General features: G+C 70.4%; 22 protein-coding genes and 1 tRNA gene. 11 read left to right on the top strand and 12 right to left on the bottom strand.

All coding sequences use genetic code 11. The features are described from left to right. Nucleotides 1-23: 23 nt before the first annotated feature. Nucleotides 24-881 (bottom strand): 16S rRNA (cytidine(1402)-2'-O)-methyltransferase, encoded by an 858-nt coding sequence (gene rsmI / locus ACQ0O7_RS06080; RefSeq protein ID WP_430780758.1) that lies wholly within the window; start codon nucleotides 879-881, stop codon nucleotides 24-26. A 75-nt stretch (nucleotides 882-956) separates the two neighbouring features. Here rsmI and ACQ0O7_RS06075 point away from each other — a divergent pair, with 75 nt between their 5' ends. From ACQ0O7_RS06075 to ACQ0O7_RS06065, 3 genes are all read left to right on the top strand, one after another. Beyond that, a complete protein-coding gene (locus tag ACQ0O7_RS06075) occupies nucleotides 957-2537 on the top strand; it encodes a dolichyl-phosphate-mannose--protein mannosyltransferase (protein ID WP_430780756.1) in 1581 nt (526 codons plus the stop codon). A 441-nt stretch (nucleotides 2538-2978) separates the two neighbouring features. Beyond that, entirely contained in the window at nucleotides 2979-3545 is a 567-nt protein-coding gene (locus ACQ0O7_RS06070) for a hypothetical protein (protein WP_430780755.1), read from the top strand. Beyond that, nucleotides 3542-5869: a bifunctional polysaccharide deacetylase/glycosyltransferase family 2 protein gene (locus tag ACQ0O7_RS06065; RefSeq protein ID WP_430780754.1), complete on the top strand. Its 2328-nt coding sequence runs from the start codon at nucleotides 3542-3544 to the stop codon at nucleotides 5867-5869. Before ACQ0O7_RS06070 ends, ACQ0O7_RS06065 begins: the two co-directional genes overlap by 4 nt. Nucleotides 5870-5933: 64 nt before the next feature. Here the strand turns inward: ACQ0O7_RS06065 and ACQ0O7_RS06060 are convergent, their stop codons facing one another. Then, the gene (locus ACQ0O7_RS06060) at nucleotides 5934-7181 is read right to left on the bottom strand and encodes a GAF domain-containing sensor histidine kinase (RefSeq protein ID WP_430780753.1); all 1248 of its coding nucleotides are present in this window, start codon (nucleotides 7179-7181) and stop codon (nucleotides 5934-5936) included. A 131-nt stretch (nucleotides 7182-7312) separates the two neighbouring features. On the opposite strand from ACQ0O7_RS06060, the gene ACQ0O7_RS06055 reads away from it, so the two are divergent. Together ACQ0O7_RS06055 and ACQ0O7_RS06050 are read left to right on the top strand one after the other, a co-directional pair. Then, nucleotides 7313-7816 (top strand): DUF2199 domain-containing protein, encoded by a 504-nt coding sequence (locus ACQ0O7_RS06055; protein ID WP_430780752.1) that lies wholly within the window; start codon nucleotides 7313-7315, stop codon nucleotides 7814-7816. Between the two features lie 9 nt (nucleotides 7817-7825). Further along, nucleotides 7826-8284 carry a GNAT family N-acetyltransferase gene (locus ACQ0O7_RS06050; protein ID WP_430780751.1) on the top strand — a complete coding sequence of 153 codons (459 nt, stop codon included), beginning with the start codon at nucleotides 7826-7828 and terminating at the stop codon, nucleotides 8282-8284. 19 nt (nucleotides 8285-8303) lie between these two features. On the opposite strand, the gene ACQ0O7_RS06045 is transcribed toward ACQ0O7_RS06050, so the two are convergent. Beyond that, nucleotides 8304-9278: a GlxA family transcriptional regulator gene (locus tag ACQ0O7_RS06045; RefSeq protein ID WP_430780750.1), complete on the bottom strand. Its 975-nt coding sequence runs from the start codon at nucleotides 9276-9278 to the stop codon at nucleotides 8304-8306. A 105-nt stretch (nucleotides 9279-9383) separates the two neighbouring features. On the opposite strand from ACQ0O7_RS06045, the gene ACQ0O7_RS06040 reads away from it, so the two are divergent. Continuing rightward, the gene (locus tag ACQ0O7_RS06040) at nucleotides 9384-9764 is read left to right on the top strand and encodes a hypothetical protein (protein ID WP_430780749.1); all 381 of its coding nucleotides are present in this window, start codon (nucleotides 9384-9386) and stop codon (nucleotides 9762-9764) included. 123 nt (nucleotides 9765-9887) lie between these two features. Here ACQ0O7_RS06040 and ACQ0O7_RS06035 read toward each other — a convergent pair whose 3' ends face one another. From ACQ0O7_RS06035 to ACQ0O7_RS06005, 7 genes are all read right to left on the bottom strand, one after another. Then, nucleotides 9888-10358 carry a hypothetical protein gene (locus ACQ0O7_RS06035; protein WP_430780748.1) on the bottom strand — a complete coding sequence of 157 codons (471 nt, stop codon included), beginning with the start codon at nucleotides 10356-10358 and terminating at the stop codon, nucleotides 9888-9890. Nucleotides 10359-10963: 605 nt separating this feature from the next. Beyond that, a tRNA-Ala gene (locus ACQ0O7_RS06030) sits at nucleotides 10964-11037 on the bottom strand. Nucleotides 11038-11410: 373 nt separating this feature from the next. Continuing rightward, nucleotides 11411-12169 (bottom strand): divisome protein SepX/GlpR, encoded by a 759-nt coding sequence (gene sepX / locus ACQ0O7_RS06025; protein ID WP_430780747.1) that lies wholly within the window; start codon nucleotides 12167-12169, stop codon nucleotides 11411-11413. 101 nt (nucleotides 12170-12270) lie between these two features. Then, the gene (locus ACQ0O7_RS06020; protein WP_430780746.1) at nucleotides 12271-12909 is read right to left on the bottom strand and encodes a GNAT family N-acetyltransferase; all 639 of its coding nucleotides are present in this window, start codon (nucleotides 12907-12909) and stop codon (nucleotides 12271-12273) included. Beyond that, nucleotides 12910-14223 carry a molybdopterin molybdotransferase MoeA gene (locus tag ACQ0O7_RS06015; protein ID WP_430780745.1) on the bottom strand — a complete coding sequence of 438 codons (1314 nt, stop codon included), beginning with the start codon at nucleotides 14221-14223 and terminating at the stop codon, nucleotides 12910-12912. It lies immediately after the preceding gene. Further along, a complete protein-coding gene (locus ACQ0O7_RS06010) occupies nucleotides 14220-15110 on the bottom strand; it encodes a UTP--glucose-1-phosphate uridylyltransferase (protein ID WP_430780744.1) in 891 nt (296 codons plus the stop codon). The genes ACQ0O7_RS06015 and ACQ0O7_RS06010 overlap by 4 nt, the downstream gene beginning before the upstream one ends. Nucleotides 15111-15173: 63 nt before the next feature. Then, nucleotides 15174-17270 (bottom strand): diguanylate cyclase, encoded by a 2097-nt coding sequence (locus tag ACQ0O7_RS06005; RefSeq protein WP_430780743.1) that lies wholly within the window; start codon nucleotides 17268-17270, stop codon nucleotides 15174-15176. Between the two features lie 81 nt (nucleotides 17271-17351). Here ACQ0O7_RS06005 and ACQ0O7_RS06000 point away from each other — a divergent pair, with 81 nt between their 5' ends. The 3 genes from ACQ0O7_RS06000 to ACQ0O7_RS05990 all read left to right on the top strand — a co-directional run bounded on the left by ACQ0O7_RS06000 (nucleotide 17352) and on the right by ACQ0O7_RS05990 (nucleotide 19656). Further along, nucleotides 17352-18149 carry a 5-formyltetrahydrofolate cyclo-ligase gene (locus ACQ0O7_RS06000; RefSeq protein ID WP_430780742.1) on the top strand — a complete coding sequence of 266 codons (798 nt, stop codon included), beginning with the start codon at nucleotides 17352-17354 and terminating at the stop codon, nucleotides 18147-18149. Nucleotides 18150-18521: 372 nt separating this feature from the next. Beyond that, nucleotides 18522-18893 carry an FmdB family zinc ribbon protein gene (locus ACQ0O7_RS05995; protein ID WP_430780741.1) on the top strand — a complete coding sequence of 124 codons (372 nt, stop codon included), beginning with the start codon at nucleotides 18522-18524 and terminating at the stop codon, nucleotides 18891-18893. A gap of 235 nt (nucleotides 18894-19128) precedes the next feature. Further along, nucleotides 19129-19656: a hypothetical protein gene (locus tag ACQ0O7_RS05990; RefSeq protein ID WP_430780740.1), complete on the top strand. Its 528-nt coding sequence runs from the start codon at nucleotides 19129-19131 to the stop codon at nucleotides 19654-19656. A 327-nt stretch (nucleotides 19657-19983) separates the two neighbouring features. On the opposite strand, the gene ACQ0O7_RS05985 is transcribed toward ACQ0O7_RS05990, so the two are convergent. Then, complete coding sequence (locus ACQ0O7_RS05985; RefSeq protein ID WP_430780739.1) at nucleotides 19984-20163, bottom strand: hypothetical protein; 180 nt, start codon at nucleotides 20161-20163, stop codon at nucleotides 19984-19986. 64 nt (nucleotides 20164-20227) lie between these two features. On the opposite strand from ACQ0O7_RS05985, the gene ACQ0O7_RS05980 reads away from it, so the two are divergent. Beyond that, on the top strand, nucleotides 20228-20551 hold the full coding sequence (locus ACQ0O7_RS05980) for a translation initiation factor 2 (protein WP_430780738.1): 324 nt from the start codon (nucleotides 20228-20230) through the stop codon (nucleotides 20549-20551). A 264-nt stretch (nucleotides 20552-20815) separates the two neighbouring features. On the opposite strand, the gene ACQ0O7_RS05975 is transcribed toward ACQ0O7_RS05980, so the two are convergent. Next, the gene (locus ACQ0O7_RS05975) at nucleotides 20816-21265 is read right to left on the bottom strand and encodes a DUF2231 domain-containing protein (protein WP_430780737.1); all 450 of its coding nucleotides are present in this window, start codon (nucleotides 21263-21265) and stop codon (nucleotides 20816-20818) included. A 264-nt stretch (nucleotides 21266-21529) separates the two neighbouring features. Here ACQ0O7_RS05975 and ACQ0O7_RS05970 point away from each other — a divergent pair, with 264 nt between their 5' ends. Then, complete coding sequence (locus ACQ0O7_RS05970; RefSeq protein ID WP_430780736.1) at nucleotides 21530-21967, top strand: Fur family transcriptional regulator; 438 nt, start codon at nucleotides 21530-21532, stop codon at nucleotides 21965-21967. Nucleotides 21968-21997: the final 30 nt, after the last annotated feature.

The raw sequence follows: 21997 nt of genomic DNA, 5'->3' as shown, positions 1-21997 counted from the left end.
ACCGTTTTGTCGAGCGTACGAAATCAGGGTTTTTCGTGGACCAGCGTGTAGACCGCGCGTTTGCGCAGACCGTAAGCGTCGGCCACCGCCTGGATCGCGTCCCGCCGGGACTGCCCGCCGGCCTCCCGCTCGGCCACCGCCGCCCGCAGCTCGTCGTCGTCCGGCGCCGCCGGCGGACCGGCCGGCGCACCCGCCACCACCAGGGTGATCTCGCCGCGCGGCGGATCCTCGGCGGCCCCGGCGGCGAGCGCGCCCAGACCGTCCCGGCGGATCTCCTCGTACGTCTTGGTCAGCTCGCGGCAGAGTGCGGCCGGCCGGTCCGCCCCGAAGATCGACGCCAGGTCCTCCAGCGCCCCGGTGATCCGGTGCGGCGCCTCGAAGAAGACCAGGGTGCGCTGTTCGGCGGCGAGTTCACGCAGCCGGGAGCGGCGGTTCGAACCGGACCGCGGCAGGAAGCCCTCGAAGACGAACCGGTCGCTGGGCAGGCCGGACAGTGCCAGTGCGGTGGTCACCGCGCTCGGGCCGGGCGCGGCGGTGACCGGGAAGCCGGCGTCCAGGGCCGCCCGGACCAGGCGGTACCCGGGGTCGGAGACGCTCGGCATGCCACCGTCGGTGACCACCGCGACGACCGCGCCGGAGCGCAGCGCCTCGACCAGCTCCGGGGTGCGCCGCTCGTCGTTGCCCTCGAAATAGGAGACCACCCGGCCGGTGACCGTGACGTCGAGGTCCTTGGCGAGCCGGCTCAGGCGGCGGGTGTCCTCCGCGGCGACGACGTCCGCCGAGGCCAGCACCTCGCGGAGACGGGCCGAGGCGTCGCCGGTGTTGCCCAGCGGCGCGCCCGCCAGCACGACCCGGCCACCGTCTTCTTCTGCATCCGACATCGGAAAAGTCCATCACATGCCAGGACGCGCCGACGGCGGGCACCGGTTCTCAGCGCCAGGTCCTACGATCGCGGGGTGACGACGGCGGCGACAGCTGAGACAGACCTCACCACCGCGGACTCCCCCGCCGGGGCGGAGTCGCCGGGCGTGCGTGCCATCCCCGACATCGTCCGGCGGCGCCTGTCGACGCTGGACCGACGCTTCGACCCGTACTCCTGGCTGGTCACCGTGCTCATCACGGTGGCCGCCGGCATCATGCGGTTCTCCGGTCTCGACAAGCCCAGGGGCTACATCTTCGACGAGGTGTACTACCCGACCGACGCCTGGGACATGCTCCAGCACGGCGTCGAGTGGGACGAGAAGACCAACGGCGCGGCGTACGTGGTGCACCCTCCGCTCGGCAAATGGCTCATCGCGGTGGGCGAGTTCTTCTTCGGCAACAACGAGTTCGGCTGGCGGTTCTCCACCGCGGTGGCCGGAACCCTGATGGTGATGATCCTGATCCGGGTCGCCTATCGGATGTTCCACTCCATCGTGCTGGCCGGGACCGCCGGTCTGCTGATGACCCTGGACGGCTTCCAGCTCGTGCTCTCCCGCACGTCCCTGCTGGACATCTTCCTGGGCCTGTTCATCCTGATGACGTTCGCGGCGATGCTGCTGGACCGGGATCATTACCGGCGTAGCCTCCAGCGGGCCCTGGACCGCGGCTTCGACCCGGACAAGACACCGAACATGCCACGGATCGTGCCGTGGTGGCTGCTGGTCACCGGGATCACCTTCGGGATGGCCTGCGGCGTCAAGTGGAGCGCGCTGTTCTTCGCGCCGTTCTTCGCCGCGCTGGTGATCGTCTGGCGGGTGCAGGCGCGCCGGTCGGCCGGTGTGCACGGCCCGGTGCTGGCCGGCATCATCGGCGACTTCGGCTGGCTGTTCCTCAGCTTCGGCATCGCGATCCTGGTCTACCTGGCCACCTGGACCGGCTGGCTCGTGACCGACGTGGGCTACTTCCGGCACTACCGGGCGGACAACGGGTGGAGTGAGCCCCCGGTGATCGGCTCGCTGCTCAACCTGGCGCATTACCACTCCGAGGCGTTCAACTTCCACACCGGACTGACCCAGAAGCACACCTACCAGTCCTGGCCGTGGCAGTGGCTGCTGCTGGGCCGGCCGGTGGCGTTCTACTGGAGTTCGGCCGGCGGCTGCGGCGCGGCCAGCTGTGCCGCCGAGATCCTGCTTCTGGGGACGCCGATCCTGTGGTGGGCGTTCCTGCCCGCGCTGGGTGTGGTGGCGTGGTTCGGGGTGGCGCGGCGCGACTGGCGGGCCAACGCGATGCTGGTCGGCGTGGTGGCCGGCCTGCTGCCGTGGTTCTACTTCGCGGTCAAGGACGGCCGGACGATGTTCTCCTTCTACACGCTGCCGGCGCTGCCGTTCCTGATCCTGGCGGTGGTCTACGCCCTGGGGGCGATCATGACGCCACCGGCCGGGATGGTGGCTGGGGCGGCGAAATCGGATCGGCAGATCGTCGGGACCGTGGTGGCGGCGACCTTCGTGGTGCTGGTGGCGCTCTGCTTCGCCTACTTCTACCCGGTCTTCGTCGGGACGCTCATGCCTTACGACGACTGGTCGGTGCGCATGTGGCTGGGCGGGCGCTGGATCTAGCGCACTCGAGCCCGGAAATACAGGGCGCGCCCCGATCGCCTGCCACGGGGGAAGCGGGCGATTGGGGCGCGCATCTGAAGCTTAACGAGGTGAGATGGCGTGCACAACGGGTGGCGGGCGCGGATTGTCGTGTCGCTGCCACCATCTCACCGATTCGGACATTAGCCTCTTAATTCTCTTATGTGTTTAATCGATTCGCGAAGAATGCTCGATAAATGAGTCGGGAATGCGACAGTAAATAGTCGGGCATCAAGTCGTAACCTCTTTTGCCCGCACCCCGCACCGCAGCTCAGCGAAATCGCGAATGACCATCGGCGCACCTGTCCCCACCGGGTCAAACACTCCGCTTCGCCATTTCGTCCTATTTCATGTGATCAGTCGGCTGTCACCCTTGTGAGTGATGTGTGCCAAGATCGCAATAAATGTTCCTAAGCTCGCCGCGTGACTTCGCAGGAGCCTTCGCACCACATCGACCCCTACGCCTCGGCCACGGAAGTGATCGCCGTGCCGGAGCCCGCACCGGTGTTCGTGGACTCCACCGGACGGCGCAGCCGGCTACTCCGGCGGATCGCGCTGGCCTTCGGTGTCGTCCTCATCGGATACGCGGGCCTGGTGAGCGTCAGCCTGGCCGGTGGACCGATCAGCTCCAGCGCGGTGCTGCCGCTGCCCGGGCTGGACGACGACGAGGAGGAGGCCCCGGAGCCGCGCGCCGAGTCCACCCCGGCGCCGACCCCGGAACCGAAGACCACCACCAGCCCGGCCACCCGGATGATCGAGTCGGCCAACCGGGGGCCGGAGACCCGGCGGCCCGCCTCGGTCACGCCGGCTCCCCAGGCCTCGGTCTCGCGGTCCAAGTCCCCGGCGCCCAAGCCGTCGCCCTCGACGTCCGTCAGCCCGGTCCCGCCCAAGCCGGTCGAGTCGGGCACCACGAAACCGGTCGAGCCCGACCCCAAGCCGGACGACGTCCCAAGCACACCGGTTGATCCCGTCGAGAACGAGGCGAAGTGAGAGCCCGCCGACGCCGGGTCCTGCCCCAGCCCCGGGTACTCCTCGGCACCCTCTTGGCCGCCTCGTTCGTCGCGGTGCTGATCGTGCAGGCCTACATCAACGCCGAGTTCACCGGGGACCACCTGGAATCCGAGGTCGGCGACCAGGCCGGAGTGCCGAAGTCGATCCTCGAGGGCGGCCCGATCATCAACACCACCGGCGGGCAGGAGAGCACCAGCCGCCTGCCGGCCCGCACCATCGCCCTCACCTTCGACGACGGCCCCGACCCGGAGTGGACCCCGAAGGTGCTGGAGGTGCTGCGCGAGCACGACGCGCACGCCACGTTCTTCGTGGTCGGTTCCCAGGTGGCGCGGCACCCCACACTCGCCAGGGAGGTGGTGGCCGGCGGCAACGAACTCGGCCTGCACACCTTCACACACCCCAACATGCAGCGGCTCGCCCCGTGGCGGCGGGAGCTCGAGCTGTCCCAGACCCAGATGGCGATCGCCAAGGCGACGGGTGTGCGCACCAACCTGGCCCGGTTCCCGTACTCCTCCAAGAACGCCGCGATCGACGAGGTGAACTGGGGGCTGATCAAGGAGGCCGGCGCCCTCGGCTACCTGGTCGTCGTCAACGACACCGACAGCGAGGACTGGCAGCGCCCCGGCGTCGAGAAGATCATCCGGAACGCCACCCCGCCCGGCGACGAGCCGGCCGTCATGCTGTTCCACGACGCCGGCGGTGACCGCGCGCAGACGGTGGCCGCGCTGGACGAGTTCATCCCGCGCATGAAGGACCGCGGCTACCGGTTCACCACCATCACCGAGGGCCTCAACCTGACCATCGCCGAGCAGGCCGCGAAGGACGCCGCGGACCGGCCGGAGAGCGCCGAGGCGATCACCCCGCTGCCGCTCAACCCGGACGCGCCCGCCCACGACGAGTGGCGGGGCACCGCGCTGATCTGGACGGTCAACCTGGCCGACGGCATGGTCACGGTGATCGCCGTGCTGTTCCTGGTGGTGGGGACGCTGACCATCGGCCGTACCCTGCTGCTGCTCGTCCTGGCCACCCGCAACGCCCGGCAGCGGCGCAGCCCGGACTGGAGCTGGGGTCCGCCGGTGACCGAGCCGGTCTCGGTGATCGTGCCCGCCTACAACGAGAAAGAGGGAATCGAGGCCGCGGTACGGTCGCTGGCCTGCGGTGATCACACCCAGATCGAGGTGGTGGTGGTCGACGACGGCTCCACCGACGGCACCGCCGACCTGGTGGACCGGATGAGGCTGCCCAACGTGCGGGTGGTCCGGGTGCCCAACGGCGGCAAGCCGAACGCCCTGAACACCGGGGTCGCGATGGCCCGCCACGAGCTGATCGTGATGGTCGACGGCGACACGATCTTCGAGCCGGACTCGCTGCGCAAGCTGGTCCAGCCGTTCGCCGACCCGTCGGTGGGCGCGGTGGCGGGCAACGTGAAGGTCGGCAACCGGGAGACCACCGTCGCCCTCTGGCAGCACATCGAGTACGTGATCGGCTTCAACCTGGACCGCCGCCTGTACGAGGTGCTGAACTGCATGCCCACCGTGCCGGGTGCGATCGGCGCGTTCCGGCGCGAGGCGCTCACCCAGGTCGGCGGGGTCAGCGACGAGACCCTGGCCGAGGACACCGACGTCACCATGGCGATGTGCCGGGCCGGCTGGCGGGTCGTCTACGTGGAGGACGCGCGGGCCTGGACCGAGGCGCCGACCACGATGGAGCAGCTGTACCGGCAGCGCTACCGATGGAGCTACGGCACCATGCAGGCGATGTGGAAGCACCGGAAGGCGCTGTTCGACTCCGGGCCGTCCGGGCGGTTCGGGCGGTTCGGGCTGCCGTTCCTCGCGCTGTTCGGGCTGGCGCTGCCGATGCTGGCCCCGGTCGTCGACATCATGCTCGTCTACGGGCTGGTCTTCTGGGAGCTCAGCGAGACCGTGGCGGCCTGGCTCGGCATGCTGGCCCTGCAGCTGTTCACCGCGGCGGTGGCGTTCCGGCTCGACCGGGAGTCGTACAAACCGCTGCTGAAACTGCCGCTGCAGCAGTTCGCGTACCGGCAATTGATGTATCTGGTCCTGCTCCAGTCGGCGACCACCGCGCTGACCGGCGGCCGGCTGCGCTGGCACAAGCTCAACCGGGCCGGGCTGGCGCCCCGGTCACCCGAGCCGCCCCCGCCGCCGGGTCCGTCGGTGGCACCGGTCGTCGACACCTGGCCACCGACGTACGAGGAGACGCCGCGTGCCCCCATCGGACGAGCGGTCGCTCCACCGGCCGTACCGTCGCAGGTCAGTCCGCACGACGTACGCGAACGGCTGTGAGACTCCGCCCTCGACCGAACTGCAGCCGGTCGAGGGCGGGCTCGGGTCCGTTCACCCGGTTCTGTCAGGCCACCGCCAGATCCCGGATGATCTCGCCGGGGGCGGCCATCTCCGCGTACGGGAAGACCACGTGCAGGGAGGTGCCGTCGCCGGGACGGTCGGACAGGGCCACCGTGGCGTGGTGGGCGTCCAGGATCCGCTTCGCCACGGCCAGGCCGCGGTCCGGTCCGGGCACGTCCGCCGGATTGGCGATGGCCCCGTAGTAGAGGTGCGGGAACAGGTCGGGGCGCATGCCGTCGGGCAGGTCCATGTCGTCCAGGCGCACCGTCGGCCCGGACTCCATCTCGGTGCCCACCCGGACCCGGCCACCCTCCGGGGTGTACTTCACCGCGGCGAACAGCAGATGGGTCAGCACCTGTTCCAGCCGGACCGGGTCGGCGATGATCGGCAGCGACGGCCCGCCGGCCTGGTTCAGGATCCAGATGTGCTTGCTGGCCGCGATCGGGCGGACCGCCTCGACCGCCCGCTGGGTGACCCGGGTCAGATCGCACTGCCGCATGTGCAGGCTCTCCCCGCCCAGACCGGCGTCGGCCATCGTGGTCAGGTGGTCGATCAGCTCCCGGAACCCGCGCACGTGCGCCGCGGTGGCCCGGGCGACCAGGTCGCCCATCTCGGCGTCGTGGTAGCCGGTGTCACCGAGACGTTCCAGGTACGCCGACATCAGCCGCAGCGACGACCGCAGTTCGCCGCCGACCAGCCCGGCCAGGTCGTCCTTGCGCCGTTCCAGCTCCTGCAGCCGGGCCGTGGTGTTGGCCAGGGCGAACGCGTACCGCCGGAGCTCCAGTTGGGCGGTGACCTGGCGGGCCAGCGCGCGCAGTGCCTGCTGCTGTTCGACGTTCAGCCGGCGGGGCACGAAGTCCACCACGCAGAGGGTGCCGAGCGCGAACCCGTCGGTGGTCAGCAGCGGTGCGCCGGCGTAGAAGCGCACCCCTTGGTCGGCCGTCACCAGCGGATTGTCGGCGAACCGGCGGTCCTCCCGGGCGTCCGGCACCAGCATCAGATCCCGGCCGAGGATGGCGTGGGCGCAGAACGAGATGTCCCGAGACGTCTCCGCCACCTCGGTACCGGTCCGGGCTTTGGCCCACTGCCGGTCCGCGTCGACCAGGCTGACCATCGACACCGGTGTCTCACAGACACCGGCGGCGAGTGTGACGATGTCGTCGAAGTCCTTCTCCGTGGGGCTGTCCAGGATGTCGAGCGAGTACAACGCGGCCAACCGCTCGATCTCGTTGTCGGGCAGTGGTGCTTTCATGGGGCGTCACCTCCGAGACTTGATACAGAGGTACCACCCAAAAGTAGCAATATTCGTTTTTCGCCCGGATCTGCCGGTCTGGGCGGGCGCACCGCTGATCACACGCGGTCACGGCCGTATGCTTCCCGGCCATGAGCACCGAGCAGTTCTCCTGCGGCACGTGCGGGGACACGCACGACGGCCCGCCGCTCAGCTTCGCGGCGCCGGCCCCCGACTTCTGGCGGCCGGAGATGGCCGGCCAGGAGGGCTGCCTGCTGGACGCCGACCTGTGCGTGATCAGCGGAGAGCACTTCTTCGTGCGCGGCCTGATCGAACTGCCGGTGTGGGACACCGGAGACGTGTTCACATACAGCATGTGGGTGTCACTGAGCCGGCCCAACTTCACCCGGGCCGTCGACGTGTGGGAGCAGCCCGGACGCGAGACCGAACCGCCGTACTTCGGATGGCTCTCCAACATCATCGCCGGGTACGAGCCGTCCACGCTCAACCTGCGGACCAACGTGCACACCCGGGCCGTCGGGCAGTTGCCGTACATCGAACTGGAGCCCACCGGCCACCCCCTGGCCGTGGAACAGCTGGCCGGCATCACCCGCGCCCGGGTCGAGGAGATCGCCTCCTTCCACCTGCACCGCTAACCTGCCCCGATGGAACTCCGCAAGATCGATGCCTCGAACCTGGAGGCCGCCCTGGCCGTCACCGTCCGCCCCGACCAGGCGGATCTGGTGGAGCCGGTGGTCAAATCCCTGGCCGAGGCGTACGTGCATGCCGAGTACGCGTGGCCCCGCCTGATCGTCGACGGTGACCAGCCGGTCGGCTTCGTGATGGCCCACATCGCCATCCCGTGGTTCGAAGTGCCCGGCCAGGACCTGCGCTCCGGCCTGTGGCGCCTGAACATCGACGCCGCCCATCAGGGCAAGGGGTACGGCACGTTCGCCGTCGAAGCGGTCTGCGCCGAGCTGCGTGCCCGGGGCGAGACGCGCGCGTACGTCACGTGGGAGCCCCGGGAGGGCGGCCCGGCCCCGTTCTACCTGAACCTGGGCTTCCGCCCGAACGGCGAACTGGCCGAGAACCAGGTGGTAGCGGTCCGCGACCTGACCCGCTGATTCTTTCGGTTACCCGGGTCTACGGCCGGTGCTGGCGGAAGGTGTGGCGGTAGTCGCGTGGGGGCACACCGCGGCGCTGGACGAACCGGTCGCGGAGGGCGGCGGCGCTGGTGTAGCCGACACGGTGGGCGATGTGCTCGACGGACAGGTCGGTGGTTTCGAGCAGTTCCTCGGCCAGGTGCAGGCGCTGAGTGGTCAGCCAGGCATGCGGTGACGTCCCGGTCACCTGCCGGAACCGGCGCAGGAACGTACGGCGGCTGGTCATCGCCTGGGCGGCCAGCTGATCCACCGAAGGGCGGCGGCGCAGGTTCTCCCGGGCCCAGGCGAGCACCTCGTCCAGACGGTCGTCCCCGCTGGTGGCGGGTACCGGAGTGTCCAGATATTGCGCCTGGCCACCGGCCCGATGCGGTGGGGTGACCAGGTCCCGGGCGATCCGGTTGGCGACCGTCGCCCCGTGGTGTGTCCGCAGCAGGTGCAGGCTCAGGTCGATCCCCGCGGTGGCGCCGGCCCCGGTGGACACCTGACCGTGATCGATGTACAGCGCCTCGCGGCGCACCGTGACCTCGGGGTAGGTGGCGGCCATCTCGTCGGCGTACTGCCAATGGGTGGTCGCGTCCAGTCCGTCGAGGAGACCGGCGGCGGCCAGCAGGAACGATCCGACGCAGTGGCCGGCCACCATCGCCCCGCGCCGGTGGGCGGACCGTAACGCGTCCAGCAGCCCGTCGTCATGATCGTCGCGGAATCCGGTGCCCGGCAACACCATGATCAGTTCGGCGGTGGTGAACGCCTCCAGACCCCACTCGATCTGCAGGGGCACGCCGGTGTCGGTGCGCAGGGGACCGGAACGGCGGGCGCAGATCGTCAGGTCGAAGACCGGAAGACCCGGCCGGAGATCGAAGACACCGTTGGCGGCGAAGATCCCGGTCACCACGCCGAGGCCCAGGCCGGTCACACCCGGCGGGGCATAGGCAACGACGTTAGTGAATGCGTTCACCGCCGCATATTGGCACAAAAACGCCGACCAATGACCCTGGCGCTGCTTTTTTGTCAGTTCCGCGAACATGAGGCTCGGTGTCACGCCCACTCCCGAGGAGGAACCGTGAACCGCACCCGAATCCTGCGCACCGCACTCGCCACCACGCTCGCCTCAGCCGCCCTGACTCTGGGCATGACCACCCCCGCCCGGGCCGCGGACGTGGTGTGGTCGTGCACGAACACCAGCAGCGTCCACACCTGCTACGCCTACACCGGCGCGGCCGGGCACTACAGCGGCCGCATCGGTGTGACCGCCAACGGCAGCGGCTGGCAGGTCGTCAACGTGCCGGCCGGCGGCTTCACCACCGTCCTCCGGGTGTGGCCGACCAGCGGTGGCTCGATCGACTACCCGGCCGGCTCGAACGGCCGGGTCCTGTCCTACGGCATCAGCTCGATCCAGCTGGTCGTCGTCGGCCACGAGACAAGCAACCGCATCTTCATCTGAGCCACCCGTCGTGGGGGGGGGGGGGGGGGGGNCACGACGCAGTTGCTCGGAACTCCGAGGCCAGCCACCCGCACGACACACTCCGGCGATCACGAACCGGGCGGGCCCGCCGGGATTCCGATGTCAGAGCTCTTCCATCAACAGGACGCCGCCCGGGAGGTAGAAATAGTCACGCACTTGCCGGGCCCAGTCTTCGATGGTGGGGTCCTCGGCATGTGACAACCACTCGGAAAGGTGCGTGTGCTCTTCGGTGAACCCGTTCTCCGCGAGCCACTGCAGCGTTTCGTGCCGGCCCGCGCCGAAGATGGCCTGGGCATCGAAGCCGGTGCCGAGGTCCATGTCACCGGTGCGGAACTTCGCGGCGTACAGGCGGCACGAGTCAGCCGGATCACCGATGAGAAACAGCAGAAAAGCTGTCAGGTAGATCTGCTCGTACTCGTCGCTGTCGCCACTGTCCGGGCCTTCCCGCCAGGATCTTTCCAGGTCGAAGATCTCTCGTAGCATCGCGTGGTGGGGTCGGGGGCAGCCGACGTCCACCCTCCGGAGCGCTTCCCGACGCGCGGCCGAACTCGACAGATCAACGGACTCAGGCACGGTTGAACGGTAATCCAACCCGGCTCATCCCGGTGAACCGTCCAGAAGTAGCGTCAGACCTCCCCACCGTCACGCGCGCTTGCCTGCCCTTCGGCATCAGATCGATCCGGCCCGTCCGGGTCTCCATCGCGGCCCAGCTGCTGAAACTCAGCCGCAAGACCGTGGAGGCATGGGCTCGGGAGGGCCTCCTGACCGAGGCATCGGGCCGGCACCGCCGCCTGCTGCCGGCCCTCCAGCGCCTGCACGAGGTGCTACACCCGATGCGCGACCTGCGGGCGAACGGCCGAGACCGCAACCTGATCGAAGCCGTCCGGTGCTGCAGCGCTGACACGCGACAAAGAGGAACGAACCGATGCCGGAACGCACTCTCCTCGGCCGGCCGAGGTTCAGCCGGGCTACGCCGCTCCAGCTGGCGAATCGAAGCTGGCTGCCGTTGTACGCGATCTGGACGGCCGCCTCATGGGCTGGGCGCCACAATCCCCGCAACAGATCCGCGAGGCGTGCCCACCGTGATGCGGGTGTCCGGGGCTCGGCTTCCCGAAGCGGACATGCGAAAGGCGACCCGGCCCGCGCTTCACGCGGACACAGATCGCCTTAGCCTTACGTGGAGCTGTGGGGATTTGAACCCCAGACCCCCTCGATGCGAACGAGGTGCGCTACCAGACTGCGCCACAGCCCCCCAGTCCTTGGTGACTGTGTCACCTTGGGACCGAGGAAAGGTTAACAGGTCACCTCGCCGCCCCGCGAACCGCCCCTCCTTCAACATCACGAGGTGTGGGCTCCGCGGCGCGGAAGCACCTCACCCCGCTGGGAGGCCACGGCGCTGGTGCGTGATGGCCGGCCGGGTGGAAGCGCACGATCACACGATCGTGTCGGAGACTGGGCACGGGGTGCGGGTGGAGACTCACGATCGTGCGACGCGGGCGAGGGGTGGGCGTCTTGGGCCGGGGCTGCCCGGATGCCGGCGTCGGCGGGCGGGACCGGACGCCCACGTCGCCGGGATCCCACGGCCGGGGGCGAATTCAGCGGGGCCACGCTGACCCCGTACCGGATCAGGATGCGTTGTGGTGTCGCCCGCCGGCTTCGTAGGCACGTCCGCGCAGCCCGCCCCGGCGCCGGTAGGAGACGGAGCCGGCCGCGGCGGGGAGGTCGGTGGGCAGATCGGTGGGTTCGCGGTCGAGGCCCATCGCGGCGCGGCGGACGGCTTCGCGCTGGGCGGCGAGGCGGCGCTGGGCTTCCCGGCGGGCGGCGGCCCGGCGGGCCTGTTCGCGGCGGACCTCGGCCTGGCGGGCGGCGAGCCAGGCGGCTTCGCGGGCCTGGACGCGACGGCGGCGGCGGTCGGCGATGGCCCGGTTGCGCAGGTGGACGAGGTAGACGGCGAGGAGGCCGCCGGTGACGGCGAAGCTGATCCAGAAGCCGGGGCCGACGGCTACCACACCGACGAGTTCGATGGCGTTGAGCAGGACCAGGGCGGCGAAGACGCGGCGCCGACGGACGACGGCGGGGGTGCCGCGGCGTTTCGCGGCTCGTGGTGGGCGGCGGCCGGTGACGAGGCGGAGTCGCCGTTCCGGGGGTGAAGGATCACCCGTTGGGGCGGGCACCGTAACCGTGACCTGGCGGGCGGGGTTTATCGGTCGGCGTCCGGGCACGGTGCGCCGACGGCGTTGGCGCTGCAGCACCCGCGCCGTGGACGACGCCCGTTCCGCGGCGAGGCGCTCGGTGGCGTCGTACCGGCGCACGAGCGCCGGGGCGAGGGCGAGCAGCCCGGCCGCGGCCAGGACGGCGAGGAGCACCGAGGTCGGCACCCTCACCCCTCCGTTCCGCCACGGAAAAATGACACGACGAATGCGAGGTTACGGGCGGTAGCGACATTATTTCGCGCGCCGCGCCGGTAGCGACGCGACGTTCAAGATCATTTAGGCGTACGGATCCGGCGCCACCGTGCCAGCAGGCCACCCTCGGGCGCGATCTCCTCGCTGGTCATCGCGTAGCCGAGGTGATCCCGCCAACCACCGTCGATGTGCATGTAGCGCTGGTGGTAAGCCTCCTCGCGGAAACCCAGCTTCTCCACCACCCGGCGGCTCGGCCCGTTCTCCGGCCGGATGTTCACCTCGATCCGGTGCAGCCCGCCCGGCCCGAAGGCGTGATCGACGGCGAGCGCCAGCGCGGTCGGGATGACACCCCGGCCGGCCACCCGGTGATCCACCCAGTAGCCCGCGTAGGCCGACGCGAACGCCCGCCGCACGATGTTGCCCAGGTTGACGTGCCCGACCAGGCGTTCCCGGCCGTCCTCCAGCAGGCACACGGCGAAGGGCATGCTGTCGCCGTTGCGGGCGGCCCGCTTCATGTCCCGGTAGACGTATCCGAAGGCGCGCGGCGAGTTCATCTCCGCCCATGGGCCGGGCGGCGCCGACTCCCAGGGCGCCAGCCAGGCCTGGTTCGCGACCCGAACCTCGGACCAGGACCGGGCGTCGCTTCGTTTGTACGGCCGGAGCAGCACAGCCCCGTCCGCCAGCACGGCGGGCCATCCGGGTGTGGTGGCCCCGAGCATCTATCGCCTCCGGTCGAGCAGCAGCACGTCGACGGTCGAGCCGGCGGCCGCTGTGGTGACCCGTTCGCCGAGCACCAGCAGGCCGTTCGCCTCGGCCAAACCGGAGAGAGTGTAAGGCCCACCGGCGAGCGGCTGCACCGTGTAACCGCCACCACGCCGTTCCGCCACGTGGGCCGGCCGGAATTCGCGCAGCCCACCGGGTGACGAGACGGTCTCCAGCAGGTGCGCCTTGATCCCCGGCCGGAAGACCGGTTCCGCCCCGGCGAGCAGCTGGATCACCGGCCGGGCCAGCACCTCGAACCCGATCAGGGCGGCGCCCGGCTCACCGGGCAGGCACACCACCGGCACCTCCTCGCCGCCGACCGTGCCGAACCCGAGCGAGGTGCCCGGGGAGAGCGCCACATCGGTGAACTCGACGGTCCCCCGGCCCGGCCCCGGACGTGACAGGACCCGGCGCAACATGTCGCCGGGTCCGGTTCCGGTGCCGCCGGTGGTGATTATCAGGTCGGCGCGCAGCGTCTGGTCCTCCAGCAGGCCGCGCAGCCCCTCCGGGTCGTCGTCGCAGATCCCGATCCGGTACGCCGTCGCACCCGCCTCGACGGCCGCCGCGGTCAGCGCGTGCGAATTCGCGTCCACCACCTGACCCGGCTGGCTGGGCCGGCCCACGTCGACGAGTTCGTCGCCGGTGGCCACCACCACCACGCGCGGGCTCGGCCGGACCAGCACGTGCCCGATGCCGGAGGCGGCGAACAGGGCCACCGTCGGCGGGGTGACGTAGGAGCCGGCCGGGGCCAGAATCTGCCCGACGGCCACCTCCTCACCGGCCCGGCGCACCCCGGAACCCCGTTTCGGGGCGTGCTGGATCTCCACCGCGGCCATGCCCTGGTCGGTCCAGTGCACCGGGACGACCACGTCGGCCCCGATCGGCAGCGGCGCCCCGGCAGCCACCGAGAAACAGGTGCCGGGAGTGATCCGAACCGGTCGCCAGTGGGCCGCCCCCATGTCGCCGACCACGTTCAGCCGGACGGTGCGGGCGGTGTTCTCGAACTGCCCGAACGACGGATGCGACCCGATGCGCCCGGCACCGGCCAGGTCTTCCCATCGGGCCGCGTACCCGTCGATCGCGGCCTGGTCGAACGCCGGGAACGGGTGCGGCGCGATCACGTCGGCCGCCAGCACGTTCCCGTGCGCCTGGGTGAGATCGAGGTCGAGCGGAGGCAGCGCGCGGAGCCTGCGCAGGACACTGCCCAGGTACTCGGCGAGAGGCATCAGCTCGTTGGAAGCGGCCGCCTCGCGATCGGCCGTGGCGGTCATCCCTTCCGGCCGCCGATGAATTCGGTCAGCCAGGCCCGGAACTCCTCGCCCAGGTCCTCCCGCTGCACCGCCAGCTGCACGACGGCCTGCAGGTAGCCGAGCGGCATGCCGGTGTCGTAGCGGTGACCGCGGTAGACGATGCCGTGCACCGGTACGCCGTCGGCCAGCATCGTCGCCATCGCGTCGGTCAGCTGGATCTCGCCACCGTTGCCGGGCTTGGTGTCGGCGATCACGTCGAAGATCCGGCCGGGCAGAACGTACCGGCCGAGCACCGCCAGGTTGCTCGGGGCCTCGTCCGGCGCCGGCTTCTCGACCAGGCCGGTGACCTCGACGACGTCCGGGTTGTCGGTCTCCCGGACCGAGGCGATGCCGTAACGCGAGGTCTCGTGCGGGGCGACCTCCATGAACGCCAGCACGATGCCACCGGTCTCGGCCTGCAGGTCGAGCATCTGCGGTAGCAGCGGCTTGTCCTCCTCGACGAACTCGTCACCGAGCAGCACCGCGAAGGCGTTGTCGCCGACGTGCGAGGCGGCACAGCCGACCGCGTGCCCGAGACCGAGCGGCTCACCCTGCCGGACGGTGTAGATGTCGGCGATTTCGCTCGAACGGCGGACCGCGGCCAGCCGCTCGGTGTCACCCTTCTGCTCCAGCCGGGCCTCCACGTCGGGACGGCGGTCGAAGTGGTCCACCATGGCGGTCTTGCCACGCCCGGTCACCAGCAGGACGTCGTTGATGCCGGCGGCCGCGGCCTCCTCGACGATGTACTGCAGAACCGGCCGGTCCACCACCGGCAGCAACTCCTTGGGAACCGCTTTCGTGGCCGGCAGGAAGCGGGTGGCGAGCCCCGCCGCTGGGATCACAGCCTTGACGGCGCGTTTCGTCGTCATTCAGTTCACTTCACCTTCGCTGGTTCGTGCCCGGCTGGAACGGCCTCAAGCATGTCGCCGAGACTAGCGGCCACGGGCATGTCTCGCGGCATCCAGATGCCCTTCCGGTACGACATCGGAAACCCGCTCGGCCAATCGGTACGTGTCCCGGCCGGCATGCTTCGCCGCGTACAACGCCTCGTCCGCCGCGTCCAGCACCTGCTGTGCCGTCTCACCGTGCTCCGGGAAGACCGCGATACCGATCGAGACACTGATCGAGATCTGGTCGTCCAGGCCCGGCCGGCGCGGGTCGACCGGCACCGGCCACTCCCGCACCGCCGCCCCCAGCCGCTCCGCGACGATCGCCCCGCCGTACGCGTCGGTCTCCGGCAGCAGCACCACGAACTCCTCCCCGCCCTGCCGGAACGCCACGTCGACCTCCCGCAACCCGATCCGGATCCGCCTGGCGAACTCGCCCAGCACCTGGTCACCGGCGGTGTGGCCGTACGTGTCGTTGACCTCCTTGAAGTGGTCCAGGTCGAGGACCAGCACGGTGAGCATCCGGCCGAAACGGCTGGCCCGCTCCACCTCACGGCGCAGCACCTCGCGCAGGTATCGGTAGTTCCACAGCCCGGTCAGCGGATCGGTCAACGACAGCCGCTGCGCCTCCTCGTGCACCCGCACGTTGTGCACCGCGACTCCGGCCTGCCCGGCGAACGTCCGCACGGTACGCAGATCGGCGTCCTCGAACCCCGGCCCGCCCAACCGGTCGTAGAGCGCGAGCACCCCGAGCGTCCCCGGCTCCGGATCGGCGTCCTCGTTCGGCGGCGCGCAGATCGGCACAGCGAGATACGACTCACAGGCCGGCTCCTCGGCGATGGTGCCGGTGGTGCCCCGGACGGGTGAACCGGTCGCCGCCACCGTCCCGAGAATCCCGCGCCCGGTCGCCAGCCGCCGCTGCGGCAACTCCGCCACCGGCACATCCCAGTCGCCGGTGAGGCCCGAACCGTACCGGGCCGCCAGCCGCCCGTCCGCCGGATCGGTGAGCAGAATCAGACCGGCCCGGGCCCCGGTCGCGGTCATCGCGGTCCGCAGGATCACCGGCAGGATCCGGTCCAGGTCGTGGGTTCCGGACAGGGTGTCGCCGAGGATCGCCAGATGCCGGCGCAGCTGGTCCCGGCTCGCGGTCAGCGCCTGCACATAGGACTGCAGTTCGCGGGTCATCCGGTTGAAGGTGCCGGCCAGCCGCCCCAGCTCGTCCGGCCGCGGGATCGGCACCCTGGTGTCCAGGTCGCCGTTGGCCACCCGGTCGGCGGCCCAGGCAAGCTCACCGAGCGGGCGGGTGGTGGACCTGGCCAGCCAGCGCGCCGCCAGCACCGCGAGCGCTGCGGTGACCAGCACGATCAGCGGCAGCACGGCGTGCCGGAACGGGGACTCGACGGTGTGGACACTGAGCGTCAGAGCGAGCGGCCGGCCCGGTTCGGCGGCCAGTTCGCGCCTGGCGTTCCCGGCCGGTGGCGGCCCGCCACCGAGCACGACGGTCGCCCCGGCGGCCTGCCCCAGCCGCTCCAGGAGACCGTCGTCGATCCGCTGGGCGGCGGTCACCGTGACCTCTTGCCCGTACGCGCTGGCCGCGATCGCTTCCCCACCCGCACTGGCGGCACCCGCGTTCCCGGTCGCGACCGTCTCCTCGTCGGCGATCGCCTCCCCGCTCGGGGCGGCTTCCCCGCTCGGGGCGGCTTCCCCGCTCGTGTTTTCGGCGCTCTCGCCGGGCTGCCCCGGTGTCGATTCGGGCGCGGGCTCCGCGGTCGGCTTCGCACAGTCGCGCCAGGCGGTCCGATCCTGGCCGCCGGTCGCGTGCGCACCCGCCGACCGACCCATGATCGACTGATCCGGATCGGTCACTTTGATGGCGGTGGCCAGCCCCCGGGTGATCAGCTGGTCAGCGACCGCGGCGCGGCTTCCGGCGGGGACCACGGCGACCGCGTCGGCGGCGGCCTGCAGTTGACGGCAGATCGCGCTCACCGCGACGCCAACCGTCGTCTCGGCGCGGTCGAGACGCTCGGCGGTCCGCTCCCGGCTCACCGCCCCGACGGTCAGGGCGACGAAGATGGACCCGAGCAGGACCGGACCGAGCACGACCACCAGAAATGCGCTGGTCAGCCGGCCACGTAGTGTCACACATCCTCCCGGAGTGGCCCTCTATTCCAGCGATGCTGACATAGTGTGCGCCGTTTGCCGGTTTTCAAAAGGGGGTGTTGCATGTCGGATTTAACCGCTGATGCGGAAAAATCAGGCCAAAACAAGATCGCACTGCGTGCCCGACTGCTCACCGCACGTAGATCGCTCTCGGACGAGGCCCGATCCTCCGCAGCAGCCCAACTTCAAGATCAAACCCTTGCTCTGGTACGTCGTACGTCCGCCCGCACGGTGGCCGCCTACGTCCCTACCGGCTCCGAACCGGGCGGCCCTTCCCTCCCACACCTCTTGGCCGCGGCATTGCCTCCTGGCGGCCGTCTACTGCTGCCGGTCCTGCTCCCCGACAACGACCTGGACTGGGCGGTCTTCACCGGCGAGCTGAAGCCGGCGTCGAGGGGCCTGCACGAGCCCACCGGCCCACGCCTGGGGCCTGAGGCGATCCGAACCGCAGACCTCCTCCTGGTACCTGCCCTGGCAGTAGCCGACGACGGCACCCGCATGGGCCGAGGCGGCGGCTCCTACGACCGGGCCCTGTCCCGCCTTCTCCCCCACACCTCCGACTCCACCGGCCGCACGGACCTCACCGGCTCAGACCTCGCTCCCGGCATCACCTCCGACACAGAACTCCTTCCCGGCATCACCTCCGACACAAAACTCCTTCCCGGCGTCACCTCCGGCACAGAACTCCTTCCCGCCCTCGATCCCCCGGTCACGGGTCTCCCGCTCGGCACGCTGACGGTGGCCCTGCTTCATGACGGCGAGACTCTCGCCTCCGTGCCCACCGACCCGCACGACCGCACGGTCCAGGCCGTCCTGACGCCGTCCGGCGGCTTCTCCCACCGCCCTCTGAACCGCTCCTGAGCACCACCCTCGGACCACCTCCCGCAGCCACCGTCGGACCACCTCCCGCAGCCACCGTCGGGCTACATCCCGCAGCATCCATCGGACCGCCTCCAACAAACGCCGCCCGACCGCCTCTCATAAACGCCGCCCGATCGCCTCACAGCCACCGCCCAACCGCCTCTGACAACCACCGCCCGACGACGCCCCACAGCCACCGCCCGATCAGCCCTCAAGACCATCGCCGGAGCGCCTCTCACAGCCGGGTTGTGACAACAGCCACCCATGGGTTCCCCCTCAGGCCGAGCGCCGAGTGGACGAATTGACCTCCGATGCCGCAACATTGGCACTCGGAGTTGGCGAGTGCCAGCAGCCGATCGATCCGGAGGGGCCGTGCCTACCTACCAGTACGCCTGCACCGAGTGCGGTGAGCAGCTCGAAGCCGTGCAGTCCTTCTCCGACCCGGCACTCACCGAGTGCCCGAACTGCCAAGGCAAACTCCGCAAGGTCTTCAACTCGGTCGGCATCGTCTTCAAGGGCTCCGGCTTCTACCGCAACGACTCCCGCTCGGGCACCGTGAGCGCTGAGAAGTCCGCGCCCGCGTCGGGTGACGCCGCCAAGAAGTCCGACAGCACGCCGTCGACGTCCTCCAGCACGTCATCGACGGCCTCGGGCTCGACGACACCGTCAACGTCTTCGTCGTCATCATCCTCGTCGTCCTCCTCGTCGAGTAGCGGTGGCACGAAGGCCGCAGCCGCCTCCTGACACACCCGGAACATCCGAGTACGCGTCGAGCCGCCCGTGCGGCCCGGCGCGTACTCGTTTCTACCGGGCTCCCCTGAAAGATCCGCTCGTTATCCACAGCCGCCGGTTGTCCACAGGGCCTCCGGCAGCCGAACTCCAGGACGCCTAACGTCGGGCTCAGGTCGCTTCCACCTCGGACGGCAGTGCTGGTCTCTGCCCGCGACCCAGACACGCACCGGCAGATTCTGGAGACCTGATGTCCCGAAAAGTTTCCAGGGACCGCGACGAGCGCCTCGACCCGATCCGATGGCACCGGCCGTCCCGTGGCACCACGTTCCGCCTGTCCGCGGTGGCGGTGCTGTTGATCACAGCTGCGGGGGTCATCTGGCTCCAACCGGCCACCTGCGCCCCGGCCTCGACCGCTCCAGAGCCGTTCGTGTCGGGTTCGGGGAGTCCATCCACCCCGGCGTCCCCACCGGTCGCTCAGCCGACCACGCAGTCGACCGCGCGATCCATCCCACCGGGCAGCGTGGGCGTCCCGGTGCGGTTGGCCGATCCCACCGCCCTGACCGTGGTCCGCCCCGGCAACCGGGTGGATCTCCTCCGCCCGGCCGGCGACCGGAACCGGACGATCACGGTCGCCACCGCCGCGCTGGTCCTGGAGGTGACGGGTGCCGACGACCCGGTGACCGGCGGCCTGCTGCTGGCCTTGGACCCGGATTCCGCCGAACGCACGGTGGCAGCCTCAGGCCACGGCTTCGCGATAGTGATCCGCCCGGACTGACCGCGCTCCAGCCTCCGCACACGGCACCAGCCGATAGCGACTCCGCCGGAGCAACCGGGCCGACTGCCACCGCGGCCAGGCCGACTGACACCTCCGCCGCCGTGGCCAGGCGCCGACTGTCGCTTCCGCCACCGCGGCCAGGCCGACTGACACCTCCGCCACCGCGGCCAGGCCGACTGACACCCGCGCCGCCATGGCCAGGCCGACTGACGCTCCCGCCACCGCGGCCTGTCGCTTCCGCCGCCGCGGCGGGGCCGGGCTGATCGGGGTGGCTGTGAGAACGGACGGATTCGTCGCCTCCAGGACGTCGGGGCGTCGTCTGGCCGGTCAGCCCCAGTGCGGGGGACGGTCCTCCATCAGGCGGTCGTCGTTGGAGTAGGAGCGCTCGCCCCACCCGCGCTCGGTGTCGTCTCGAGTCTGCTCGGGCAGCACCGGGGCCTCTTCGGACTCGAAGTCGACCACGCGCTCGGCGTCGTTGTCCCGCTCGGGCTGGTCCAGGATGTCCACGCCTATGAGGGTAAGCGGACGGCACCGCAGCCGTCGTCCCCCTCCGGTTGTACCGTCGGTGAACGTGAGCTCCCCCAACCTCCCGGACGACGCCTACTGGCAACGGCCCGACCCGGCGGCCGAGTCTCTCGGCCGCCCCGAGCCGGCCCCGGCGGCACCCGAGCCGATCGGCTACGCCGGACCACCGCGCGCCGACCCTCCGCCGGCCGGCTGGCGTCCGCCGACGATCGCGAACCCGCCCCCACCGCGCAGCCTCCCGCGCCAGGACGATGACGCGCTGGACGAGGCCGAGGGCGCGGCACGCACGGTCACCTACGGCATCGGCCTGGTAGCCGGGGCCATCGCCCTGGTGGTCGTCTGCCTGCTCTGCTCCCGCCTGATCTTCTGACGCGGTAGACGGAAGCAACCGCCGGTAACCCGGTAGACGGAAGCAACCGCCGGTGACCCGGTAGACGGAGGCAACCGCCGGCGGGAAAACCGATAAGCGGGATAATCCGCCAGATAGAAACACCCGACGGACGGGGTCGGACTCGGCAGGACAGGCGGAAGAACTCGACGGGCGCCGGGGCAGGCTGGCGTCAAGGCCCGGTCGGCACCGAGCCCGGCAACTCGCGACCTGGCCGACCGTCAGGGCCGGCCAGGCGCCGGTAGGTCAGTAGGTGCCCCAGACGGCGGTCGCGCCGGAGTCGCCCGTCTCGAACAGGTAGTAGGCGCTCAGGCCGGCCAGCACCACCAGGACCAGGGCGATGCCCAGATCGGCGATCTTCGGCAGGGCGCGGGGGTTTCTGGTGGTGAGGGCCACCAGCGCCAGGGCGACCACCCCGAGGGCGAGGGTGAGCCAGAACGTGGTGGTCCCGTTCGCCATGTGGCCGTCGAGGATGACCTTGCCGGCCGGCGAGACGCGTTCCTCGCTGAGGAGGCGCTCGTAGAACTCGGTTCCGGAGAGCTTGGTGACCAGGGCGGACACCGGGGCGGCGATGGCCAGCAGCCCGACCGCCCAGCCCATCTTCGGGCGCCAGGCGGGGACCAGGCCGTAGACGATCGCGCCGAGGCCGAGCAGGGGCACGAAGATGACGGCGGCGTGAAGTACGAGGATGTGCACCGGCAATCCGTTGACCTGGTCTAACACCATTCCTCCTCGTTCGGGGCGAACACATTCGGGGCGAAGTTCGGGGCGAGATCGTTCCGGGTGGCCCGGGACGGACCGGCCGGCGGCGTGGTTCCGTCGACGGTTCGGCTCAGGGAAGCTTAGAAGTCATTGACTACGCAAACATCCTCGGACGTCAAGTCGTGATCGAACCGCGCCCGTAGCCCTTACCCCTACCGGACGGTTGGTGAATCGGTTTCGGCGTGCTGTCATGGACCGGTGTCGACCGGTGAGGAACTGCTGCGTACGCACGGGTTGCGAGTCACCCGTCCGCGGCTCGCCGTGCTCGAGATCCTCACCGGCGGCGGGCATCTGGAGGTGGACGAGATCGCCCGCCGGGCGCGGGCCCGACTCGATTCGGTCTCCACTCAGGCGGTCTACGACGTGCTGGGGGCGCTGTCCCGGGCGGGTCTGGCCCGGCGGATCGAGCCGGCCGGCAGCCCGGCCCGGTTCGAGGCCCGGGTGGGCGACAACCACCACCACATCGTGTGCCGCAGCTGCGGGGAGATCACCGACGTGGACTGTGTGGTCGGCCGGCGACCGTGCCTGATGCCGGACGAAGCGCACGGCTACGACCTGGACGAGGCGGAGATCACCTTCTGGGGCCTGTGCCGCTCGTGCCGGGCCCGCCGGGACGCGGAAGCAATGCACGACTGAGCCAGGAAGTAGTGCACGACTGAGCCAGGG

This window comes from Actinoplanes sp. G11-F43 (assembly GCF_050589265.1).
Taxonomy (GTDB): Bacteria; Actinomycetota; Actinomycetes; order Mycobacteriales; family Micromonosporaceae; genus Actinoplanes.
This window is presented reverse-complemented; position numbering and strand designations above follow the sequence as displayed.

Excerpts from the sequence above, each read along its gene's own strand:
- ACQ0O7_RS06020 (WP_430780746.1), bottom strand. The coding sequence starts at position 12,909 with ATGCTCGGGGCCACCACACCCGGATGGCCCGCCGTGCTGGCGGACGGG.
- ACQ0O7_RS06000 (WP_430780742.1), top strand. The coding sequence starts at position 17,352 with ATGTCGGATTTAACCGCTGATGCGGAAAAATCAGGCCAAAACAAGATC.
- ACQ0O7_RS05990 (WP_430780740.1), top strand. The coding sequence starts at position 19,129 with ATGTCCCGAAAAGTTTCCAGGGACCGCGACGAGCGCCTCGACCCGATC.
- ACQ0O7_RS06015 (WP_430780745.1), bottom strand. The coding sequence starts at position 14,223 with ATGACCGCCACGGCCGATCGCGAGGCGGCCGCTTCCAACGAGCTGATG.
- ACQ0O7_RS06050 (WP_430780751.1), top strand. The coding sequence starts at position 7,826 with ATGGAACTCCGCAAGATCGATGCCTCGAACCTGGAGGCCGCCCTGGCC.
- ACQ0O7_RS06010 (WP_430780744.1), bottom strand. The coding sequence starts at position 15,110 with ATGACGACGAAACGCGCCGTCAAGGCTGTGATCCCAGCGGCGGGGCTC.
- rsmI (WP_430780758.1), bottom strand. The coding sequence starts at position 881 with ATGTCGGATGCAGAAGAAGACGGTGGCCGGGTCGTGCTGGCGGGCGCG.
- ACQ0O7_RS06055 (WP_430780752.1), top strand. The coding sequence starts at position 7,313 with ATGAGCACCGAGCAGTTCTCCTGCGGCACGTGCGGGGACACGCACGAC.
- ACQ0O7_RS06060 (WP_430780753.1), bottom strand. The coding sequence starts at position 7,181 with ATGAAAGCACCACTGCCCGACAACGAGATCGAGCGGTTGGCCGCGTTG.